This window comes from Pedobacter boryungensis (assembly GCF_013204825.1).
Taxonomy (GTDB): domain Bacteria; phylum Bacteroidota; class Bacteroidia; order Sphingobacteriales; family Sphingobacteriaceae; genus Pedobacter; species Pedobacter boryungensis.
Map to the genome: position 1 here is coordinate 684,214 of NZ_JABMKV010000001.1, position 16,031 is coordinate 700,244.

The following is a 16,031-nucleotide window of genomic DNA, read 5'->3' on the forward strand; positions in this document are numbered from 1 at the left end:
TTTAATGATTAATTAATATAACCTGGATTTTGTTTAATAACTCCTTTAGTAACATCAATTTCTGTTTGAGGAATTGGTAAATATTCGCTTTTATTAGCTTTAAATCCTACTGGACCTAAAACTGTAACCGCTTTACCTGTACGTACCAAATCAAAGAAACGGTGTCCTTCGGTAGCTAATTCTAATCTACGTTCGTTGTAAATATTATCTAGTGTAGCTGGAACTGAGCCTAAACCAACTCTACCTCTCACAGCATCTAATAATTCTTTAGCTCTTGTAGGATTTGAACCTACTTTAACCAAAGCTTCTGCTTGCATTAAATAAGTATCTGCTAATCTTATTTCAATTTCATTAATAGGCCAATTTTGCTCAGCAACACCGCTCGCAGAACGGAAAGCTTTTAAAGGCGCATACTTTTTAATGAAATAATCTGTGTTTTGATAACGAGCATTGTAAGTTGCACCTGCAGCTTTCAATGCTGCGCCATCAATAATTGTAGCAGCAAAACGTGGATCTGCTTTTAATGCATTTACTAAGTCTAAAGTTACTGGACAAAAACCCCATCCGCTTGAGTAGGTATCGCCATTGTAACTATCCATTCCAATAAATTGAGTACCAACATTACCTTCTCCACCATTAATCCAACCCCAATCTGACCATGCAGCATTGTTTGAATGAGGAATTTCTAAAATTGATTCTGAATTGAATTTATTAGCAGGGTTAAAAATATCCGCATAATTTCCTAATAAAGCATAACCATATACATTTCCAACTTTGTTTACATCTTCAAATAAGGTAATGGCTTCAGCTAATTTGGCATTATCATTTTGGTACAATAATACTTTACCCAATTGAGCTTTAGCAGCACCTTGAGAAATCCTGCCTTTCTCTGCAGGAGAAATAGTAGGAGGTAAACCTGGATAAGCTTCTCTTAAATCCTTTTCTATTTGAGCGTAAATTTGAGCAGGAGTAGATTGAACTTGTTTATATAATTCATCAGTTGGTAAAACCGAAGTTATTAAAGGAACTCTTCCAAAAAATCTCACTAGATCAAAATAGAAGTATGCTCTCAAGAATTTAGCTTCAGCGGTTACTCTAGTTTTAAAAGCTGCACTTAATGTGGTAGCTTTTTCAATTTTACTTAATATTAAGTTTGCACGATTAATTCCTGTGTAATTTTTATTCCATAATCCACCTTGTGGACCAATTCTGGGATCCATTTTGAAATTATCATAAGCTACCCAATTAGGTTGATCTGAAGCATTACTTCCACCAGCCCAACAATCATCAGAAGCTGCACTTAATAAAGGCATTTTCATTGTATATCCGCCAGTTGTTCCCCATTGAGTTACATCATAAACAGAGATAATTCCCTGCATCACTTCAGTTTCATTTTTGTAAAAATTGTCTTCTAATGCTGTTCCTTTTGGTGTTAGCTCCAGAAAATCTTTTTTACATGATACGAAAATCTGCATTACCGCAACTATTGCGATGGTACATTTTATATATTTTTTGTTCATCATTTCTAATAATTAAAATCCAACATTTAAACCAGCGAAGAACGTTCTAGCTTGAGGATAGAATCCACGATCTACACCGTAACTTCCACCACCAATTTCTGGGTCATAACCTGTGTATTTAGTTAAGGTTAACAAGTTATTAGCCATTAGATAAAATCTAACTTTGTTTAATCCTGCTTTATTAACTAATTTTGTTGGTAATGAATAACCTACTTGCAAAGTTTTAATTCTAAAATATGAACCGTCTTCTAAAAATAAGCTAGAAACACGGCTATAGTTTTTATTATCATCTGCCAAAGTAAGTCTAGGTGTTGTGTTGCTAGTGCCTGGTCCAGTCCATCTGTTTAAAATTGATGTGGTGTAATTTGCAGTTGGTAAATCAAATCTTCTTAATGCATTAAAAATTTGGTTACCAGCAACTCCTTGTCCTAAAACAACTAAATCAAAACCTTTATAAGCAGCATTAAAAGTTAAACCATAGGTGAAATTTGGATTAGAATTTCCAATAATTTCCCTATCGTCATCGCTAATTAAACCATCATTATTTAAATCACGGAATTTAATATCCCCAGGTTTTGCATTAGGTTGAATTAAGCCACCTGCACTATTTTTGTAATTATTAACATCTGCTTGTGTTTGAAATAATCCATCACTTCTATAACCATAGAATGAATCAGCTGGATGATCAATCATTATTCGCGTAACTTCCAAACCCTGAGGCGTTACGGTTTGCCTAGTTATAAACTCTTTATCATTACCTAAGAAGTCAATATTATTTGTTAAGAAAGAAGCATTAGCAGCAACTCTGAAAGAGAAATCACCAATTTTTTTATTATAACCTAATTCAAGTTCGAAACCTTTGTTAGATAAATCCGCAATATTACCAATAGGACCAGTGTTGCCTACATAACCAGGAACTGCGATTTGCAATAACATACCTGTTGTTTTTTTGTGATACCAATCTGCAGTAACTGTAAAATTGCCAAATAACGTTGCATCCATACCAATGTCTGTAGATGAAGTTTCTTCCCATCTTAAATCTGGATTAGACAGAGCATCAGGACTTACACCATTATTTAAACCAGCTGATGTTCCTAAAGTATAATTTCTTCCACCACTTACAGTTGATAAATATCTGAAATCTCCGATGTTATCGTTACCTGTAATACCATAAGAACCTCTAAATTTCAAGAAAGTAAGTGCCTTGTTTTTAGGGAAGAAGTCTTCATTACTTGCAATCCATCCTACAGAACCAGAAGGGAAATAACCATATTTATTATTTGGGCCGAAACGAGATGAACCATCTCTACGAACAATACCAGTAAACAAATATTTCTCATTATAATTATAAGTTAAACGAGCAAACATTGAATTCAAAGTATTTAGGTACTCTCCACCATAAAATAAATCGTTAGCTCTAGAAACTGGGAATTGTAAAGAGGCATCTTTAATATTATTAACTGGGATACCATCTTTAGATCCACCATTGGTTTCTCCTTTATTTTTTTGTGCCGAATAACCTAATAGAATTGTGAAATTATGTTTTTCAATTGCTTTATTGTAGCTAATTGTATTTTCTAATGACCAGAATAAACCTCTATTGTTGTTTCTATTGTAAGAGGTGATTGTAGTTTGATTAATAGAGTTAAGGTAATATATAGGAGAGAAGCTTTCACTACCCCAAAAAGCCAAATCAACACCACCTTGTGATCTTAATTTTAGACCTTTTATAATTTCTACTTCAACAATTGCATTACCTACAATTTTATCAGACCAGCCTTTACCTTGTGCAACTGCTAAAGCTGCTAGTGGATTTAAGATTTCTGATTGTGCATAACTAGAAATTCCATAAGGAAAACCTTGTGCATTTCTTACAACAGGATTGCCTGTATATAAAGGTAAATTGTATTTCGCAGGATCTGTTTCTACAATTGGAGTAATCGGATCTATATTGATTGCTCTATTTAGTGGAGAACCATATTCTGTGTTTGTGGAAACACCAACTGAATTTGTACGAGTATATCCAATGGTTTGACCAAATTTAATTGCTTTAGTTAATTGGTGTTCTGAGTTAAAACGAGCAGTAAATCTTTTATATTTAGAATTATCTGATGCTACAATACCATCTTGGTCAAAATAACCAAAAGAGCTATAATATGTAGATTTTTCATTTCCACCACTTAAGCTTAACTCATGATTTTGAATTTTAGCTTTGTTATTAAAAACAGCAGATTGCCAATCAGTTCCTACACCGTACTGAGATGGATTAGGAAAACGTGGTGTACCTACTGTAGGATTTGCTGCGAACTCTGCTTCATTATATAATGTAGCATATTGAGTTGCATTTAATAAATCTAATTTTCTTGATGGAGCTTGAGTGCCTAAATAAGTATTATAATTAACACTCATTTTTCCGTTTTTATTGCCTTTTTTAGTCGTAACGAGAACTACACCATTTGCTGCTCTAGCTCCATAAATAGCAGCAGAAGCCGCATCTTTTAAAACCTCGATAGATTCGATATCAGCTTGATTAAGATAATCAATTCCTCCACCAACTTGAACTCCATCCACAATATATAAAGCTTCACTATTATTAATTGAAGTAGTACCTCTAATACGTAAGGTGGCTCCATCACCTGGTTGACCAGAACTTGTTGTAATTGTTAAACCTGCTGTTCTACCTTGTAATGATTGCTCAATACGTGTAACTGGCATGTTCTCTAAATCTGAAGCTTTCACCTGAGAAATTGCTCCTGTCACGACACTTTTCTTTTGAGTACCATAACCAACTACAACAACTTCTTCCAAATTGCTTTGAGAATCAGTCATTGAAATATTGATTGCTTGTGTGTTATTTACTACAAACGTTTGCGTAGTCATACCAATTTGAGAAAACTCTAGAACAGAACCTAGTTTAGGAACTTTAATTCTAAATACTCCATCAGCGCTGGTTGCTACTCCAATGTTTGTTCCCTGAATTTTTACAGATACCCCGGGTATAGGTAACCCATCACTTTTGGAAGTTACTTTTCCCGATACATCAATTTCCTGTGCTCGGAGGCTCAGCGAAAAAAACAGGGAAAAGAACAAAAGAATGAACGTAGATTTTCCTTTCATAACAAATAATTTAAGTTTATATTTTGGTTAATTCTATTTGCTAACCTTTAGGTGAATTCCATCAATTTTAGCAAACGTCTTGTAACAAATATATATCTTGAATTGCCCATTAATGAAAAATTGACCCACAACAATACCCATACAAGAGTGACTTTTTTCTTTTAAATTAATATGAAAACGCATTATTGAACTACAACATTGATAAATTTTGTATCTTAAACAATAATTAACGATAATTAATTACAACCAAATATTAACAATTAGGATTTGATGAAATGAGGTATTTTTTTCTGCTCTTTTTGATGGCTATTTTGCTACCATTTTATTTAAAAGCACAAGATCCTATCGGCTTGCCACAGGTTAGTAGTTACACTAGTTTGGAATATAAAGGGGGTACTCAGAACTGGGGAATTGCTCAAGATAAAAACGGCATTTTATATTTTGCAAATAATGAAGGCTTATTAACTTACAACGGAGCGTATTGGAAAATTTATCCAACACCAAATAAAACTATTATTCGATCTGTTAAAATTGATGGGAGTGGCAAGATTTATATTGGTGGTCAAGATGAAATAGGATATTTTTCACCAAACGAGTTTGGTATATTAACTTATCACTCTTTAAAGAACAAAATTCCTGCTAAAGATAGACAGTTTGCAGATGTATGGGATATAGTATTTAATGGCAAAGAGATTTATTTTAGGACAGTTAATAAGATAATTCGCTTTAATAATAACAAAGTTGATGTTTATCCTACCCCAATTGCTTGGGTTTACATGGGGAAAGTTGAGCATAAAGTATATGCTCAAGAAATAAATATTGGATTAAAAATATTTAATGAAGGCAAATGGGATATTATTTGCAATGATAAAAGAATTATAAGTGGAAACGTTACTTCCGTTTTACCGTACAATGGCGATACTTTATTAATCACTACTTTAAATGATGGTCTTTTTTTATTGAAAGGCAGAGAATTAATTAATAAAAAAACTGCAGAGGATAAAATTTTCTATAATGATAGGATCAATGGTGCTATTCAAATTAATAAAGAGCTGTATGCCTTAGGAACTACTTCTTCTGGATTATTAATTATTAATCGTAAAGGTGTTTTAATCAGACAATTTTCTTATACCGAAGGATTATACAATAGTAATATCAGAAATATATTATTAGATCAACACCAAAATTTATGGCTTGGACTGGACGATGGGATTTCATTTATTGCCTTTAATAGTGCAATAAAACATATTTATCCAGATAGAAAAAGACAAGTTTCTAGTTATGCAAGTAGAATTTTTGACGATAAACTTTATGTAGGAACCTCCAACGGTGTTTTTTCTGCTCCAATAAATACCAAACAAGAAGATCTAAGCAATTCTCAATCTCAATTTTCTGAAGTAATTAACACAAAAGGGCAAACTTGGGGATTAGCAGAAATAAATAAACATCTTTTATTAGCAAATGAAGATGGAACTTCTGTAATTGATGGCAATAATGTTAAACAATTATATAAAGGATTGGGAACTTGGTTGTTTTCTTCAATAGCAAAAGATAATAGTAATGTTATTGCTGGAACCTACACAGGGCTACAATACATTAGTTTTAAGAACAACGAGTTTAGTAATAGAGGAACAATTGCGGCACTAAATGAGCCATTAAGGTTTATGGCTGTAGACGAAAAATTAAATTGCATCTGGGCTTCACATCCTTATCGAGGAATTTTTAAGATAGATTTATCGCCTGATAAACAAAAGATGATTAAAACGACATTGCTTACTCAAAAAGATGGTTTGCCGTTTACCCTGTACAATTACATATTTAAGGTGAAAAATCGAATTGTTGCAGCAACAGCTGATGGGATTTATGAATATGATTCGGCTAAGAAAAGATTTAAACCCAGCCAGTTTTTTAGACCTATTTTTAAAAAATTATCTATTCAATTATTAACTGAAGATCCAAATGGAAATATCTGGTTTGTAACCACAAAAAAGGTAGGTGTGGTTGATTTTAATAAAAATCGAAATGGCAATTTTACCATTGTTGAATTTCCCGAATTAACCTCTAAAATTGTTGCAGGTTTTGAAAATATTTACCCTTATAATGATAGAAATATATTTATAGGAGCAAATAAAGGTTTAATCCACATAGATTATAAAAAATATGCAGCCAACATTTTTAAGCCAAATATATTATTAGGACAAATTCGTATTGCTGGTAAAACTGATAGCGTTTTTTTTGGAGGATATTTTACTGGAGAAAGAAAGGCAAAACATAAACTATCTTTTGAGTACAATTCTCTTCATTTCGAATATGCATCAACTTTGTTTGAACAAAAAGAGAATATAGAATTTAGCTATAAACTACAAGGATATGATGATGATTGGTCTGCTTGGAGTAGTAAAAGCGAAAAAGATTACACTAATTTATCTCACGGTAAATACGTTTTTTTAGTTAAAGCTAGAAATAATTTAGGTAATGAATCCAACTCGATAAGTTATGCATTTACGATTTCGCCAGCATGGTATAGAAGTAATGTTGCTTATGTTTTTTACTTTGTGTTATTTATTTATATGCTGTACCTATTGATTAAGGTTCAAGAAAAGGAACACAAAAAGCAACAAGATAATCTAACCCAAAAACATCAATTAGAAATAGAAAGAAACGAACAACAGATTACTAAGCTTCAAAAGAAGCAACTAGAGGCGGATGTAGAATTCAAGAATAAAGAATTAGCAACGGCAACAATGCACTTGGTTCAACGTGGTAAATTACTATCTAAAATAGGAGATGAGCTTTTGCCTTTAGTACAACAAACCACAAGCAAAGACACTGCTAACGACTTGAGAAAGGTAATTAGATTATTAAACGAGGCTAAAAAATTAGATAACGATTGGGAGCAATTCTCAATACATTTTGATCATGTTCACGCTAATTTTTTAAGCAACTTAAAGGAAAAGTACCCAAATCTTAGCCCAAGTGATTTAAAACTTTGTGCTTATTTAAAACTCAATTTATCTTCAAAAGAAATCTCGCAATTATTAAACATAACGCCAAGAGCAGTAGAAGTGAGCAGATACAGACTAAGAAAAAAATTGAATTTAAAACCAGAAGTAAACCTATTTGATTTTCTTTTAAATACTTCTCCTAAAGTACCTTAACAGCATTTATAATAGATTTTCACTTTTTGATCTTTAGCAGACCAGGCGATGTATATTTTGGTATCTTTCCCTAAACGGTAATCGAAACCATTCAATTTACTCCCTTTTAATTCTTCATAAAAAGCTTTGTCTGGTGTATTATTATCAGGTTTTTCTTGTTCAGTTATTGCTGGTATTAAAAAATGTTCTTCCTCGAAAAAGAAGTTAACTTCATCATTTAAAAATTTAATTTTCTCATCTTCCTTTTTTAAATCAGCGCTAGCTAAATAACTTTTTAATAACTCTTCGGCTTTAATCTCTTTTTTATAAATCTGCACACCTTTATAACTTGTAATCGTAAACAATAAGCTCATGTTTTTAGATTCATCACCCTTTAAGACGATTTTAAAAGTATCTAGTTGTACGGTGTCAGTAAAAGCTTGTAATGCAGTTTTTTCGATATTAACTGGTGCTTTTTTTTCATTTTTTGAAGTGCAGCCAGTTATCGCAAAGGCTAGAAATAAAATAGAGTAAGAAAATCTTTTCATAGGGATTGATTTACTTTCGAAGATAAAAAAATATACTATAAAATTATTTTTTGTAAATCTTCTGGAGTGTCAATCGCAATAGTTTCTATAGTAGTAATTTTAGTTTTGATTTTATAGCCGTTTTCTAACCAGCGTAATTGCTCTAAACTTTCTGCTAATTCTAATGATGATGGAGATAATTTAGTGATTTCTAGTAGGGCAGTTGTTTTATAACCATAAATACCGATATGTTTATAAAACTGGTGAGTTTTTAACCAATTTTCTTTTTCTGCACCGCGGATAAAGGGAATAGGATGGCGACTAAAATAAATAGCCTGCTGATTGGAATTAATTACAACCTTTGGAATATTTGTGCTGAAAAGTTCACTATCTTCATTAATTTCTTTAATCAGCGTTGCTAATTCAACATTTTCATCTTTAAAACAAGAACTTACTAAAGAAATTTGTGCTGGATTTATGAAAGGTTCGTCGCCCTGAATATTAATAACTACATCAAAGCCAGGTAATTTCTGTGCAACTTCTGCACAACGGTCTGTTCCACTTTGGTGATTGGAACTGGTTAAAATAAAATCTCCTCCAAATCTTTTAATTTCTGTCGCAATCCGCTCATCATCAGTGGCTACGACTACTTTATCTAAATCAGATTTTAAGGCTTGCTCATATACTCGTTGTATCATAGTTTTGCCGCCGATATCAACCAAAGGCTTGCCCGGAAATCGGGTAGAGGCAAAACGAGCAGGAATAATTCCGAGAAATTTCAAACTAATTAATTATAAAATATAACAGATAAAATAGGAATTAAAAGCATTAAGGCTAATACTACATAAGAAATAGGATGTGCAAAATTAAATGTCCAACCTAAACTTTCAACTTGTTTTCGAACTATAAATCTAGAATCGTTTTTATTAAAATAAAATATTCCAAATTTCCAATTTAATGGGTCGTCATGTTGAAAGTCTTTCATATCATAGATTTAAAATAATCCGTTAATTTCTGCTTCAATAGATTGAATAACAGTTCCTAAATCTTCTGGATTATTAGTAAAATCAAGTTTGTCCTTATCTAAAATTAACAATTTGCCCAAATCATAACCTTTAATCCATGCTTCGTATTTTTCATTTAATTTAGATAAATAATCAATACGGATACTAGCCTCATACTCTCTACCACGCCGTTGAATATTATTCACTAAAGTTGGTACAGAAGCTCTTAAGTATACCAATAAATCTGGTGGTTTAATAAACGATGTAATGTTGCTAAAAATAGCCCTATAATTATCATGATCTCTCGAAGTCATTAATCCCATTTCATGCAAATTTTCCGCAAAAATGTGGGCATCTTCGTATATCGTACGATCCTGAATTACATTACGTTTATTACTATCTATCTCTACAATTTGTTGAAAACGGCTATTCAAAAAATAGATTTGTAAGTTGAAGCTCCAGCGTTTCATATCGCTATAAAAATCTTCCAAATATGGATTATTATCCACTGCTTCGTATAAAGCTTCCCATCCGTAACTTTTGGCAAGTAAACTAGTTAAAGTAGTCTTACCTGCGCCAATATTTCCAACTATTGCTATGTGCATATTTTATTTAGATATGAGATTTAGATGTAAGATAAGAGTTTGAGATTTTATAAAACCTAAAAACCACTCATTTCAAATCTATCAATTAAAAACTTTTAAACCCAATTAATTCTCTAACTTCTCTGAGAGTTTTTTGTGCACTTTCTCTCGCTTTTAAAGCGCCGTGTTTGGCTACTTGACGAAGATAAGATGTGTCTGCAGCAATTTCATTAATACGGTCACGCATTGGCGTAGTTGTAATAATCATATCTTCAGCTAATTGCTTTTTAAAATCCCCATAACGAATAGCCATTTTATTGTATTGATCCTCAAAATGAGCTAAAGTATCTTCAGAAGAAACAATTTTCATTAAATCGAATAAATTCTGAATAGCTTCTGGTTTTTCTTGATATTCAGCAGTTGGGCCACTGTCAGTAACTGCTCTTGAAACTTTTTTACGAATAATTTCTGGGCTGTCAGATAAATAGACGGCATTTCCTTCGCCCTCAGATTTTCCCATTTTTCCTTTTCCATCTAAACCAGGAACTTTTACCAAGTTTTTAGAATAACTAAAAGCATAAGGTTCAGGGAAATAATCTTGATTATATAATCTGTTAAATCGATTACCAAATGTGCGAGCCATTTCTAAATGCTGCTCTTGATCTTTACCAACTGGAACTTTTGTAGCTCTATGTATTAAAATATCTGCAGCCATTAAAACAGGATAAGTTAATAAACCTGCATTTACATTATCTGGGTTTCCACGAACTTTATCTTTAAAAGAAGTACTTCTTTCCAATTCACCCATATAAGCATTCATGTTTAAATACAAATACAATTCTGCAATTTCTGGCACATCCGATTGGATATAAATTGTTGTTTCTTCTGGATCTATCCCGCTAGCTAAATATTCTACCAAAACATGTTTCACATTTCCATGTAAATCTGCTGGAGTAGGGTGGGTAGTTAATGAATGCAAATCGGCAATAAAAAAATAACAATTGTACTCGTGTTGCATCTGTACAAAGTTTTTTACCGCACCATAATAATTTCCAATATGTAATTTTCCTGTAGAACGTATTCCGCTTACAACCGTTTCTTTGATCATGCCCCGAAATTAAGAAAAAACCTATAAATAGATTGTTGTAATTTGTATTTTTGATTTCGATGATTAAACTACTCCGAAAAATTCATTACGCTTGTTCTTTATTTAGTATACTTTTTTTCTTTATTCTTTTTTGGCCGCTTTATTATTTAGGAACCAGAAATGCAAGGTATTATTCTTTTTTAAATAAGATAAGAACGTTACATTCATTTTTGTGCACAGCTGTTGTGGGTATTTTTTTCAATTTCAATTTCGAAAACAAATTAGAGAGAAATCAAACTTATATTTATTGCGCCAACCATACTTCTAATTTAGATATCATTATTCTTTGCTTGTTAGCTAAAGGTCAATATCATTTTATGGGCAAAGAAGAATTAGCAAAAAACCCTGTGTTAGGTATATTTTTCAAAACAATAGATATTCCTGTATTTAGGGAAAGTAAAATTTCTGCATTTAGAGCATTTAAAAAAGCCGGTGAAAATTTAGAAAATGGGATGAGTTTAATTATTTTTCCAGAAGGAAGAATTGATGATGCATATCCCCCAGTTTTACAAGAATTTAAAAATGGTCCATTTAGATTAGCCATTGAAAAAAATATACCAATTGTACCTGTTAGTATTATAAATATATGGAAATTGATGTGGGATGATGGTATGAAATACGGGACTAGACCAGGTATAGGAAATATTTATGTGCATGAACCAATTTTAACTACTATAATGGGAATAGAGAGTGCAGATGTTTTAAAAGAGGAAGTTTTTAAAAAGATTAACAGTAAACTATTACATAAATGAAAATAGATAGACAAACCGTTCATAAAGTTGCCGATTTAGCCAGAATTGCCATAAAAGATAACGAGGTTGATACATTGACTGCAGAAATGAATAAGATACTTACTTTTATGGAAAAGCTTAACGAGTTAGATACTACTGGTGTAAAACCGTTGATTTACATGAATGAAGAAGTGAATGTTTGGCGAGAAGATATTGTAGAACAAGAAATTAACGTGGTTGATGGATTAAAAAATTCAGCTAAACACAACGAAAGTTTCTTCTTAGTGCCAAAAATAATAGAAACCACCATGAGTTTACATTCAAAAAAAGGGAGCACTAAAACTCATGGTAGCTTCACAACAAATAAAAAGCAATAAAATATAGTGAAAACTAAATCCAACTGTAACATTGCCTAGGCAAAGCTGGTCTAAAAAGAAAAAACAATGCAGAACACACTCATTACCATAAAAGATATAGGTCGTAAATACGTTATCGGTTCAGAAGTTATTCACGCGTTAAAATCAGTAACGCTATCCATTAAAAAAGGAGAATTTGTTGCTTTAATGGGGCCGTCAGGTTCTGGTAAATCAACATTGATGAATATTTTGGGCTGTTTAGATACACCAAGTAAAGGTGATTATATTTTAAATGGCATCAACGTTAGTCACATGACTGATAATGAGTTAGCTGAAGTTCGTAACAAAGAAATTGGATTTGTTTTTCAAACATTTAATTTATTGCCTCGTTCTACATCGTTAGATAATGTTGCTTTGCCTTTAATTTATGCAGGAGCGAGTAAAAAGGAACGTGATGAGCGTGCTACAAAAGCTTTAGAAAATGTAGGTTTAGGAAATCGTGTAACCCACAAGCCTAATGAGCTTTCTGGTGGACAGCGTCAACGTGTAGCAGTAGCTAGGGCATTAATTAACAATCCTTCTATTATACTGGCCGATGAGCCAACAGGTAACTTAGATACCAAAACCTCAATTGAAATTATGGGCTTGCTAGAAGAAATTCATAGTAAGGGAAATACTATTATTTTGGTAACACACGAGGAAGATATTGCACAGCATGCACATAGAATTGTACGTATGCGTGATGGTTTGATTGAGAAGGATTACTTGAATGAAGATATTAAAACAGTTTCACCTCGTTTATCTCATTTAAAAGAAAAAGGGGATGACTTTGAAAGTATAGTCTAATAGACACTAGATTTAGATTTGATAATACTCATATCTAATATTGAATATCTCAAATGAAAATTTACACTAAAACTGGCGATAAAGGTCAAACTTCATTAATTGGTGGTACTCGAGTGCCTAAATATCATGTGCGTATTGAAAGTTATGGTACCGTTGATGAATTAAATTCGTACATCGGTTTAATAATGTGTCAGGATATTGATAGTCATCACCAGCAAATATTAAAAGAGATTCAAGATAGGTTATTCACAATTGGTTCTTCGTTAGCATCTGATCCTGAACGCTCAAAAATGAAAATTCCTGACTTACTTGAAAGTGATATCACACTTTTAGAAAATGAAATGGATACAATGAATGAGGTCTTACCTGAATTAAAACATTTTATTTTGCCAGGAGGGAATACGGTTGTATCTTATTGTCATTTAGCTCGTTGCGTGTGCCGTAGAGCAGAAAGATTAACGGTTCAATTATCAGTAGAAAGTTTTGTTGACAACAATATTACAATCTATTTGAATAGATTAAGTGATTATTTATTTGTTTTGGCACGTAAACTGAGTGCTGATACTAAAACTGCAGAAAACATCTGGATACCACGAATTTAAATAGTGGAAAAAAATATTTGTTTTGCTCATTTTTTTTAACATACTTTTGCGCTTTCAGAATTAAGAATAAATTAATATTAAGAATATGTATTGGACATTAGAACTCGCATCGCACTTGGAAGACGCTCCATGGCCTGCAACAAAAGACGAATTAATAGATTACGGTATTCGTTCTGGTGCACCTGTTGAGGTGATTGAAAATTTACAAGCCTTAGAAGATGATGGTGAGCCTTACGAAACAATAGAGGAAATTTGGCCTGATTATCCTACCAAAGATGACTTCTTCTTTAATGAAGATGAATATTAAACGATTAAAAGTCTCAAAGAAATTTGAGACTTTTTTATTTTTCAGAACAATTTAGAGTAATCAGTTGTTAATGTTTTAAATCAAATAAAGGATATTAAACTTAAAAATCAACTAAAAACTAAATCTCATGGGAAATCTACTTTATGTAATTGCAGTAATTTTGGTAATCATTTGGGCAATCAGCTTCATCGGTGGTTACTATACAGGTGGTATTATTCACATTCTATTAGTAATAGCAATTGTTGCTGTTATTTTAAGAGTAATTAGAGGGGCTGCCTAATAAATCCTCTATTAATGTAGAAAGCTTTAACAATTAACTTTGTTAAAGCTTTTTATTTTAATAAGAAATTCGCTAGTTCTAAATCTTCTGGATAAGTAATTTTTAGATTATTTCTTTCACCTTCAATCAAGTTGATTTTAAAACCAGCTTTTTCAACTACGCTTGCATCGTCAGTAAACTTTGCCTTATAATGTTGCTGGTATCCCTTTCTTAGTTGACTGATTTCAAATGTTTGTGGCGTTTGAATTAAAACAAGTTCATCTCTATTGATTATCTTGCTTTGTTCACTATTTTCTTTTACTCTCCTAACAGAATCACTAGGTTTAATACAAGCTATTGCATTCCCAACATCTTCAGCAATTTCGTAGGCTTTAGCAATTAGTTTTGAGCTAACTAAAGGTCTAACTGCATCGTGTACAGCTACAATGCCTTCGCCTTTAATGGCGATTAAACCGTTCCTAACAGAATGAAACCTTTGTTCGCCACCTCTAATTAAGGTATGAGGAATATCGAAATTATATTTTAAGCAAAGCTCTTCCCAGTATTGATGAAGATCTGCATGTAGAACAAGAATTATTTCTGGTTTGAAAGAGGAATTATAAAAAGCCGATAGGGTATGCATGAGCACTGGCTTGTTTTTTAGCAATAAAAACTGCTTAGCAATTGTGTTCTGCATTCTTTTACCAGAACCTCCACCAACAATTATTGCATAATATTTCATTTCAGTAGGTAAATATTAGTATAAAGTATTTAAATAAATTTATTAAATACTTTATACTAAGTGCAAATAGCTATATGATTAGCATTGCATCGCCATAGCTGTAAAAGCGATACTTCTCTTTTAACGCTACTTGATAGGCATTCATTACATTTTCATAACCTCCAAAAGCACTTACCATCATTAATAAAGTAGACTCCGGTGTATGGAAATTAGTGATCATACAGTTTGCAATACTAAAATCATATGGAGGGAAGATAAATTTACTAGTCCAATCGTTAGCAGGTTTTAATTTTCTGCCGGATGAAACTGCAGATTCTATAGCACGCATTGATGTTGTACCTACTGCACAAATTCTTCTTTTTTCGTCTAATGCTTTATTCACTGTATCAACCGCAGGTTGCTCAATAATAAATTGCTCCGAATCCATTTTATGTTTAGTTAAATCTTCAACCTCTACAGGTCTAAAAGTTCCTAAACCAACATGCAATGTTACTTCTGCAAATTCAACACCTTTTAATTCTAAGCGTTTCATTAGCTCTCTGCTAAAGTGTAAACCAGCAGTTGGAGCTGCAACAGCACCTTCGTTTTTAGCGTAAATTGTTTGATAACGTTCTTTATCTTGCGCTGTAGCTTTACGTTTAATGTATTTTGGAAGGGGTGTTTCTCCTAAAATTTCAACGTTTCTTCTAAATTCTTCGTCAGTACCATCAAATAAGAAACGAATAGTACGACCACGTGATGTGGTATTATCTACAACTTCGGCAACTAACAAATCATCATCACCAAAATATAATTTATTTCCAACACGGATTTTACGAGCTGGGTCTACTAGAACGTCCCATAAACGTAATTCCTTATTTAATTCGCGAAGTAAAAAAACTTCGATCGTTGCGCCAGTTTTTTCTTTATTTCCATATAAACGAGCAGGAAAAACTTTTGTATTGTTAAGGATCATAACATCCTTATCATCAAAATACCCTAAAACATCTTTGAAAATCTTATGCTCAATCTTGCCACTATCTTTGTGTAAAACCATTAAACGGGCTTCGTCTCTTTGTTCTGCAGGATTGTTCGCTAAAAGCGATTCAGGTAAATTAAACTTAAATTGAGATAACTTCATGTTTTTTTGATGTAGTAAATTAGGGCGCAAAT

The 16,031-nt window shown here is 32.3% G+C and carries 16 protein-coding genes; 7 read left to right on the forward strand and 9 right to left on the reverse strand.

The genetic code is table 11. From position 1 onward, the window contains the following. Positions 1-8: 8 nt before the first annotated feature. Positions 9-1,523 (reverse strand): RagB/SusD family nutrient uptake outer membrane protein, encoded by a 1,515-nt coding sequence (locus HQN85_RS02970; protein WP_173268856.1) that lies wholly within the window; start codon positions 1,521-1,523, stop codon positions 9-11. 9 nt (positions 1,524-1,532) lie between these two features. Then, entirely contained in the window at positions 1,533-4,637 is a 3,105-nt protein-coding gene (locus HQN85_RS02975) for a SusC/RagA family TonB-linked outer membrane protein (protein ID WP_173268857.1), read from the reverse strand. A gap of 275 nt (positions 4,638-4,912) precedes the next feature. Between HQN85_RS02975 and HQN85_RS02980 the strand changes: the two genes are divergently transcribed. Further along, positions 4,913-7,795, forward strand: coding sequence for a triple tyrosine motif-containing protein (locus HQN85_RS02980; protein WP_173268858.1), 2,883 nt, complete (start codon positions 4,913-4,915; stop codon positions 7,793-7,795). On the opposite strand, the gene HQN85_RS02985 is transcribed toward HQN85_RS02980, so the two are convergent. From HQN85_RS02985 to trpS, 5 genes are all read right to left on the reverse strand, one after another. Then, complete coding sequence (locus tag HQN85_RS02985; RefSeq protein ID WP_173268859.1) at positions 7,792-8,322, reverse strand: hypothetical protein; 531 nt, start codon at positions 8,320-8,322, stop codon at positions 7,792-7,794. The two genes, HQN85_RS02980 and HQN85_RS02985, sit on opposite strands and share 4 nt — an antisense overlap. A 35-nt stretch (positions 8,323-8,357) precedes the next feature. Next, on the reverse strand, positions 8,358-9,083 hold the full coding sequence (gene kdsB, locus HQN85_RS02990) for a 3-deoxy-manno-octulosonate cytidylyltransferase (protein ID WP_173268860.1): 726 nt from the start codon (positions 9,081-9,083) through the stop codon (positions 8,358-8,360). 5 nt (positions 9,084-9,088) lie between these two features. Continuing rightward, the gene (locus HQN85_RS02995; protein ID WP_173268861.1) at positions 9,089-9,286 is read right to left on the reverse strand and encodes a DUF5808 domain-containing protein; all 198 of its coding nucleotides are present in this window, start codon (positions 9,284-9,286) and stop codon (positions 9,089-9,091) included. 9 nt (positions 9,287-9,295) lie between these two features. After that, positions 9,296-9,910, reverse strand: coding sequence for a deoxynucleoside kinase (locus HQN85_RS03000; RefSeq protein ID WP_173268862.1), 615 nt, complete (start codon positions 9,908-9,910; stop codon positions 9,296-9,298). A gap of 85 nt (positions 9,911-9,995) precedes the next feature. Continuing rightward, positions 9,996-10,997, reverse strand: coding sequence for a tryptophan--tRNA ligase (gene trpS / locus HQN85_RS03005; RefSeq protein ID WP_173268863.1), 1,002 nt, complete (start codon positions 10,995-10,997; stop codon positions 9,996-9,998). Between the two features lie 224 nt (positions 10,998-11,221). Here trpS and HQN85_RS03010 point away from each other — a divergent pair, with 224 nt between their 5' ends. The 6 genes from HQN85_RS03010 (at position 11,222) to HQN85_RS03035 (ending at position 14,158) form a co-directional block, all read left to right on the forward strand. Continuing rightward, positions 11,222-11,788, forward strand: a complete 567-nt coding sequence (locus tag HQN85_RS03010; RefSeq protein WP_317170020.1) for a lysophospholipid acyltransferase family protein — start codon at positions 11,222-11,224, stop codon at positions 11,786-11,788. Next, the gene (gene gatC / locus HQN85_RS03015) at positions 11,785-12,144 is read left to right on the forward strand and encodes an Asp-tRNA(Asn)/Glu-tRNA(Gln) amidotransferase subunit GatC (RefSeq protein ID WP_173268865.1); all 360 of its coding nucleotides are present in this window, start codon (positions 11,785-11,787) and stop codon (positions 12,142-12,144) included. The genes HQN85_RS03010 and gatC overlap by 4 nt, the downstream gene beginning before the upstream one ends. 66 nt (positions 12,145-12,210) lie before the next feature. Next, the gene (locus HQN85_RS03020; RefSeq protein ID WP_173268866.1) at positions 12,211-12,969 is read left to right on the forward strand and encodes an ABC transporter ATP-binding protein; all 759 of its coding nucleotides are present in this window, start codon (positions 12,211-12,213) and stop codon (positions 12,967-12,969) included. A gap of 53 nt (positions 12,970-13,022) precedes the next feature. Beyond that, entirely contained in the window at positions 13,023-13,571 is a 549-nt protein-coding gene (locus HQN85_RS03025; RefSeq protein ID WP_173268867.1) for a cob(I)yrinic acid a,c-diamide adenosyltransferase, read from the forward strand. 85 nt (positions 13,572-13,656) lie between these two features. Beyond that, complete coding sequence (locus tag HQN85_RS03030) at positions 13,657-13,878, forward strand: DUF2795 domain-containing protein (RefSeq protein ID WP_008240955.1); 222 nt, start codon at positions 13,657-13,659, stop codon at positions 13,876-13,878. 127 nt (positions 13,879-14,005) lie between these two features. Then, a complete protein-coding gene (locus HQN85_RS03035; RefSeq protein WP_173268868.1) occupies positions 14,006-14,158 on the forward strand; it encodes a lmo0937 family membrane protein in 153 nt (50 codons plus the stop codon). 52 nt (positions 14,159-14,210) lie between these two features. Here HQN85_RS03035 and HQN85_RS03040 read toward each other — a convergent pair whose 3' ends face one another. Together HQN85_RS03040 and queA are read right to left on the reverse strand one after the other, a co-directional pair. Next, positions 14,211-14,879, reverse strand: coding sequence for a 2-C-methyl-D-erythritol 4-phosphate cytidylyltransferase (locus tag HQN85_RS03040; RefSeq protein WP_173268869.1), 669 nt, complete (start codon positions 14,877-14,879; stop codon positions 14,211-14,213). A gap of 70 nt (positions 14,880-14,949) precedes the next feature. Next, entirely contained in the window at positions 14,950-15,999 is a 1,050-nt protein-coding gene (queA, locus tag HQN85_RS03045) for a tRNA preQ1(34) S-adenosylmethionine ribosyltransferase-isomerase QueA (protein WP_173268870.1), read from the reverse strand. Positions 16,000-16,031: the final 32 nt, after the last annotated feature.

Coding starts and splice junctions, on each gene's coding strand:
- trpS (WP_173268863.1), bottom strand. CDS start 10,997: ATGATCAAAGAAACGGTTGTAAGCGGAATACGTTCTACAGGAAAATTA.
- HQN85_RS02985 (WP_173268859.1), bottom strand. CDS start 8,322: ATGAAAAGATTTTCTTACTCTATTTTATTTCTAGCCTTTGCGATAACT.
- HQN85_RS03035 (WP_173268868.1), top strand. CDS start 14,006: ATGGGAAATCTACTTTATGTAATTGCAGTAATTTTGGTAATCATTTGG.
- HQN85_RS02970 (WP_173268856.1), bottom strand. CDS start 1,523: ATGATGAACAAAAAATATATAAAATGTACCATCGCAATAGTTGCGGTA.
- HQN85_RS02975 (WP_173268857.1), bottom strand. CDS start 4,637: ATGAAAGGAAAATCTACGTTCATTCTTTTGTTCTTTTCCCTGTTTTTT.
- HQN85_RS03000 (WP_173268862.1), bottom strand. CDS start 9,910: ATGCACATAGCAATAGTTGGAAATATTGGCGCAGGTAAGACTACTTTA.
- HQN85_RS03020 (WP_173268866.1), top strand. CDS start 12,211: ATGCAGAACACACTCATTACCATAAAAGATATAGGTCGTAAATACGTT.
- HQN85_RS03025 (WP_173268867.1), top strand. CDS start 13,023: ATGAAAATTTACACTAAAACTGGCGATAAAGGTCAAACTTCATTAATT.
- HQN85_RS03030 (WP_008240955.1), top strand. CDS start 13,657: ATGTATTGGACATTAGAACTCGCATCGCACTTGGAAGACGCTCCATGG.
- HQN85_RS02980 (WP_173268858.1), top strand. CDS start 4,913: ATGAGGTATTTTTTTCTGCTCTTTTTGATGGCTATTTTGCTACCATTT.
- queA (WP_173268870.1), bottom strand. CDS start 15,999: ATGAAGTTATCTCAATTTAAGTTTAATTTACCTGAATCGCTTTTAGCG.
- HQN85_RS02995 (WP_173268861.1), bottom strand. CDS start 9,286: ATGAAAGACTTTCAACATGACGACCCATTAAATTGGAAATTTGGAATA.
- HQN85_RS03040 (WP_173268869.1), bottom strand. CDS start 14,879: ATGAAATATTATGCAATAATTGTTGGTGGAGGTTCTGGTAAAAGAATG.
- gatC (WP_173268865.1), top strand. CDS start 11,785: ATGAAAATAGATAGACAAACCGTTCATAAAGTTGCCGATTTAGCCAGA.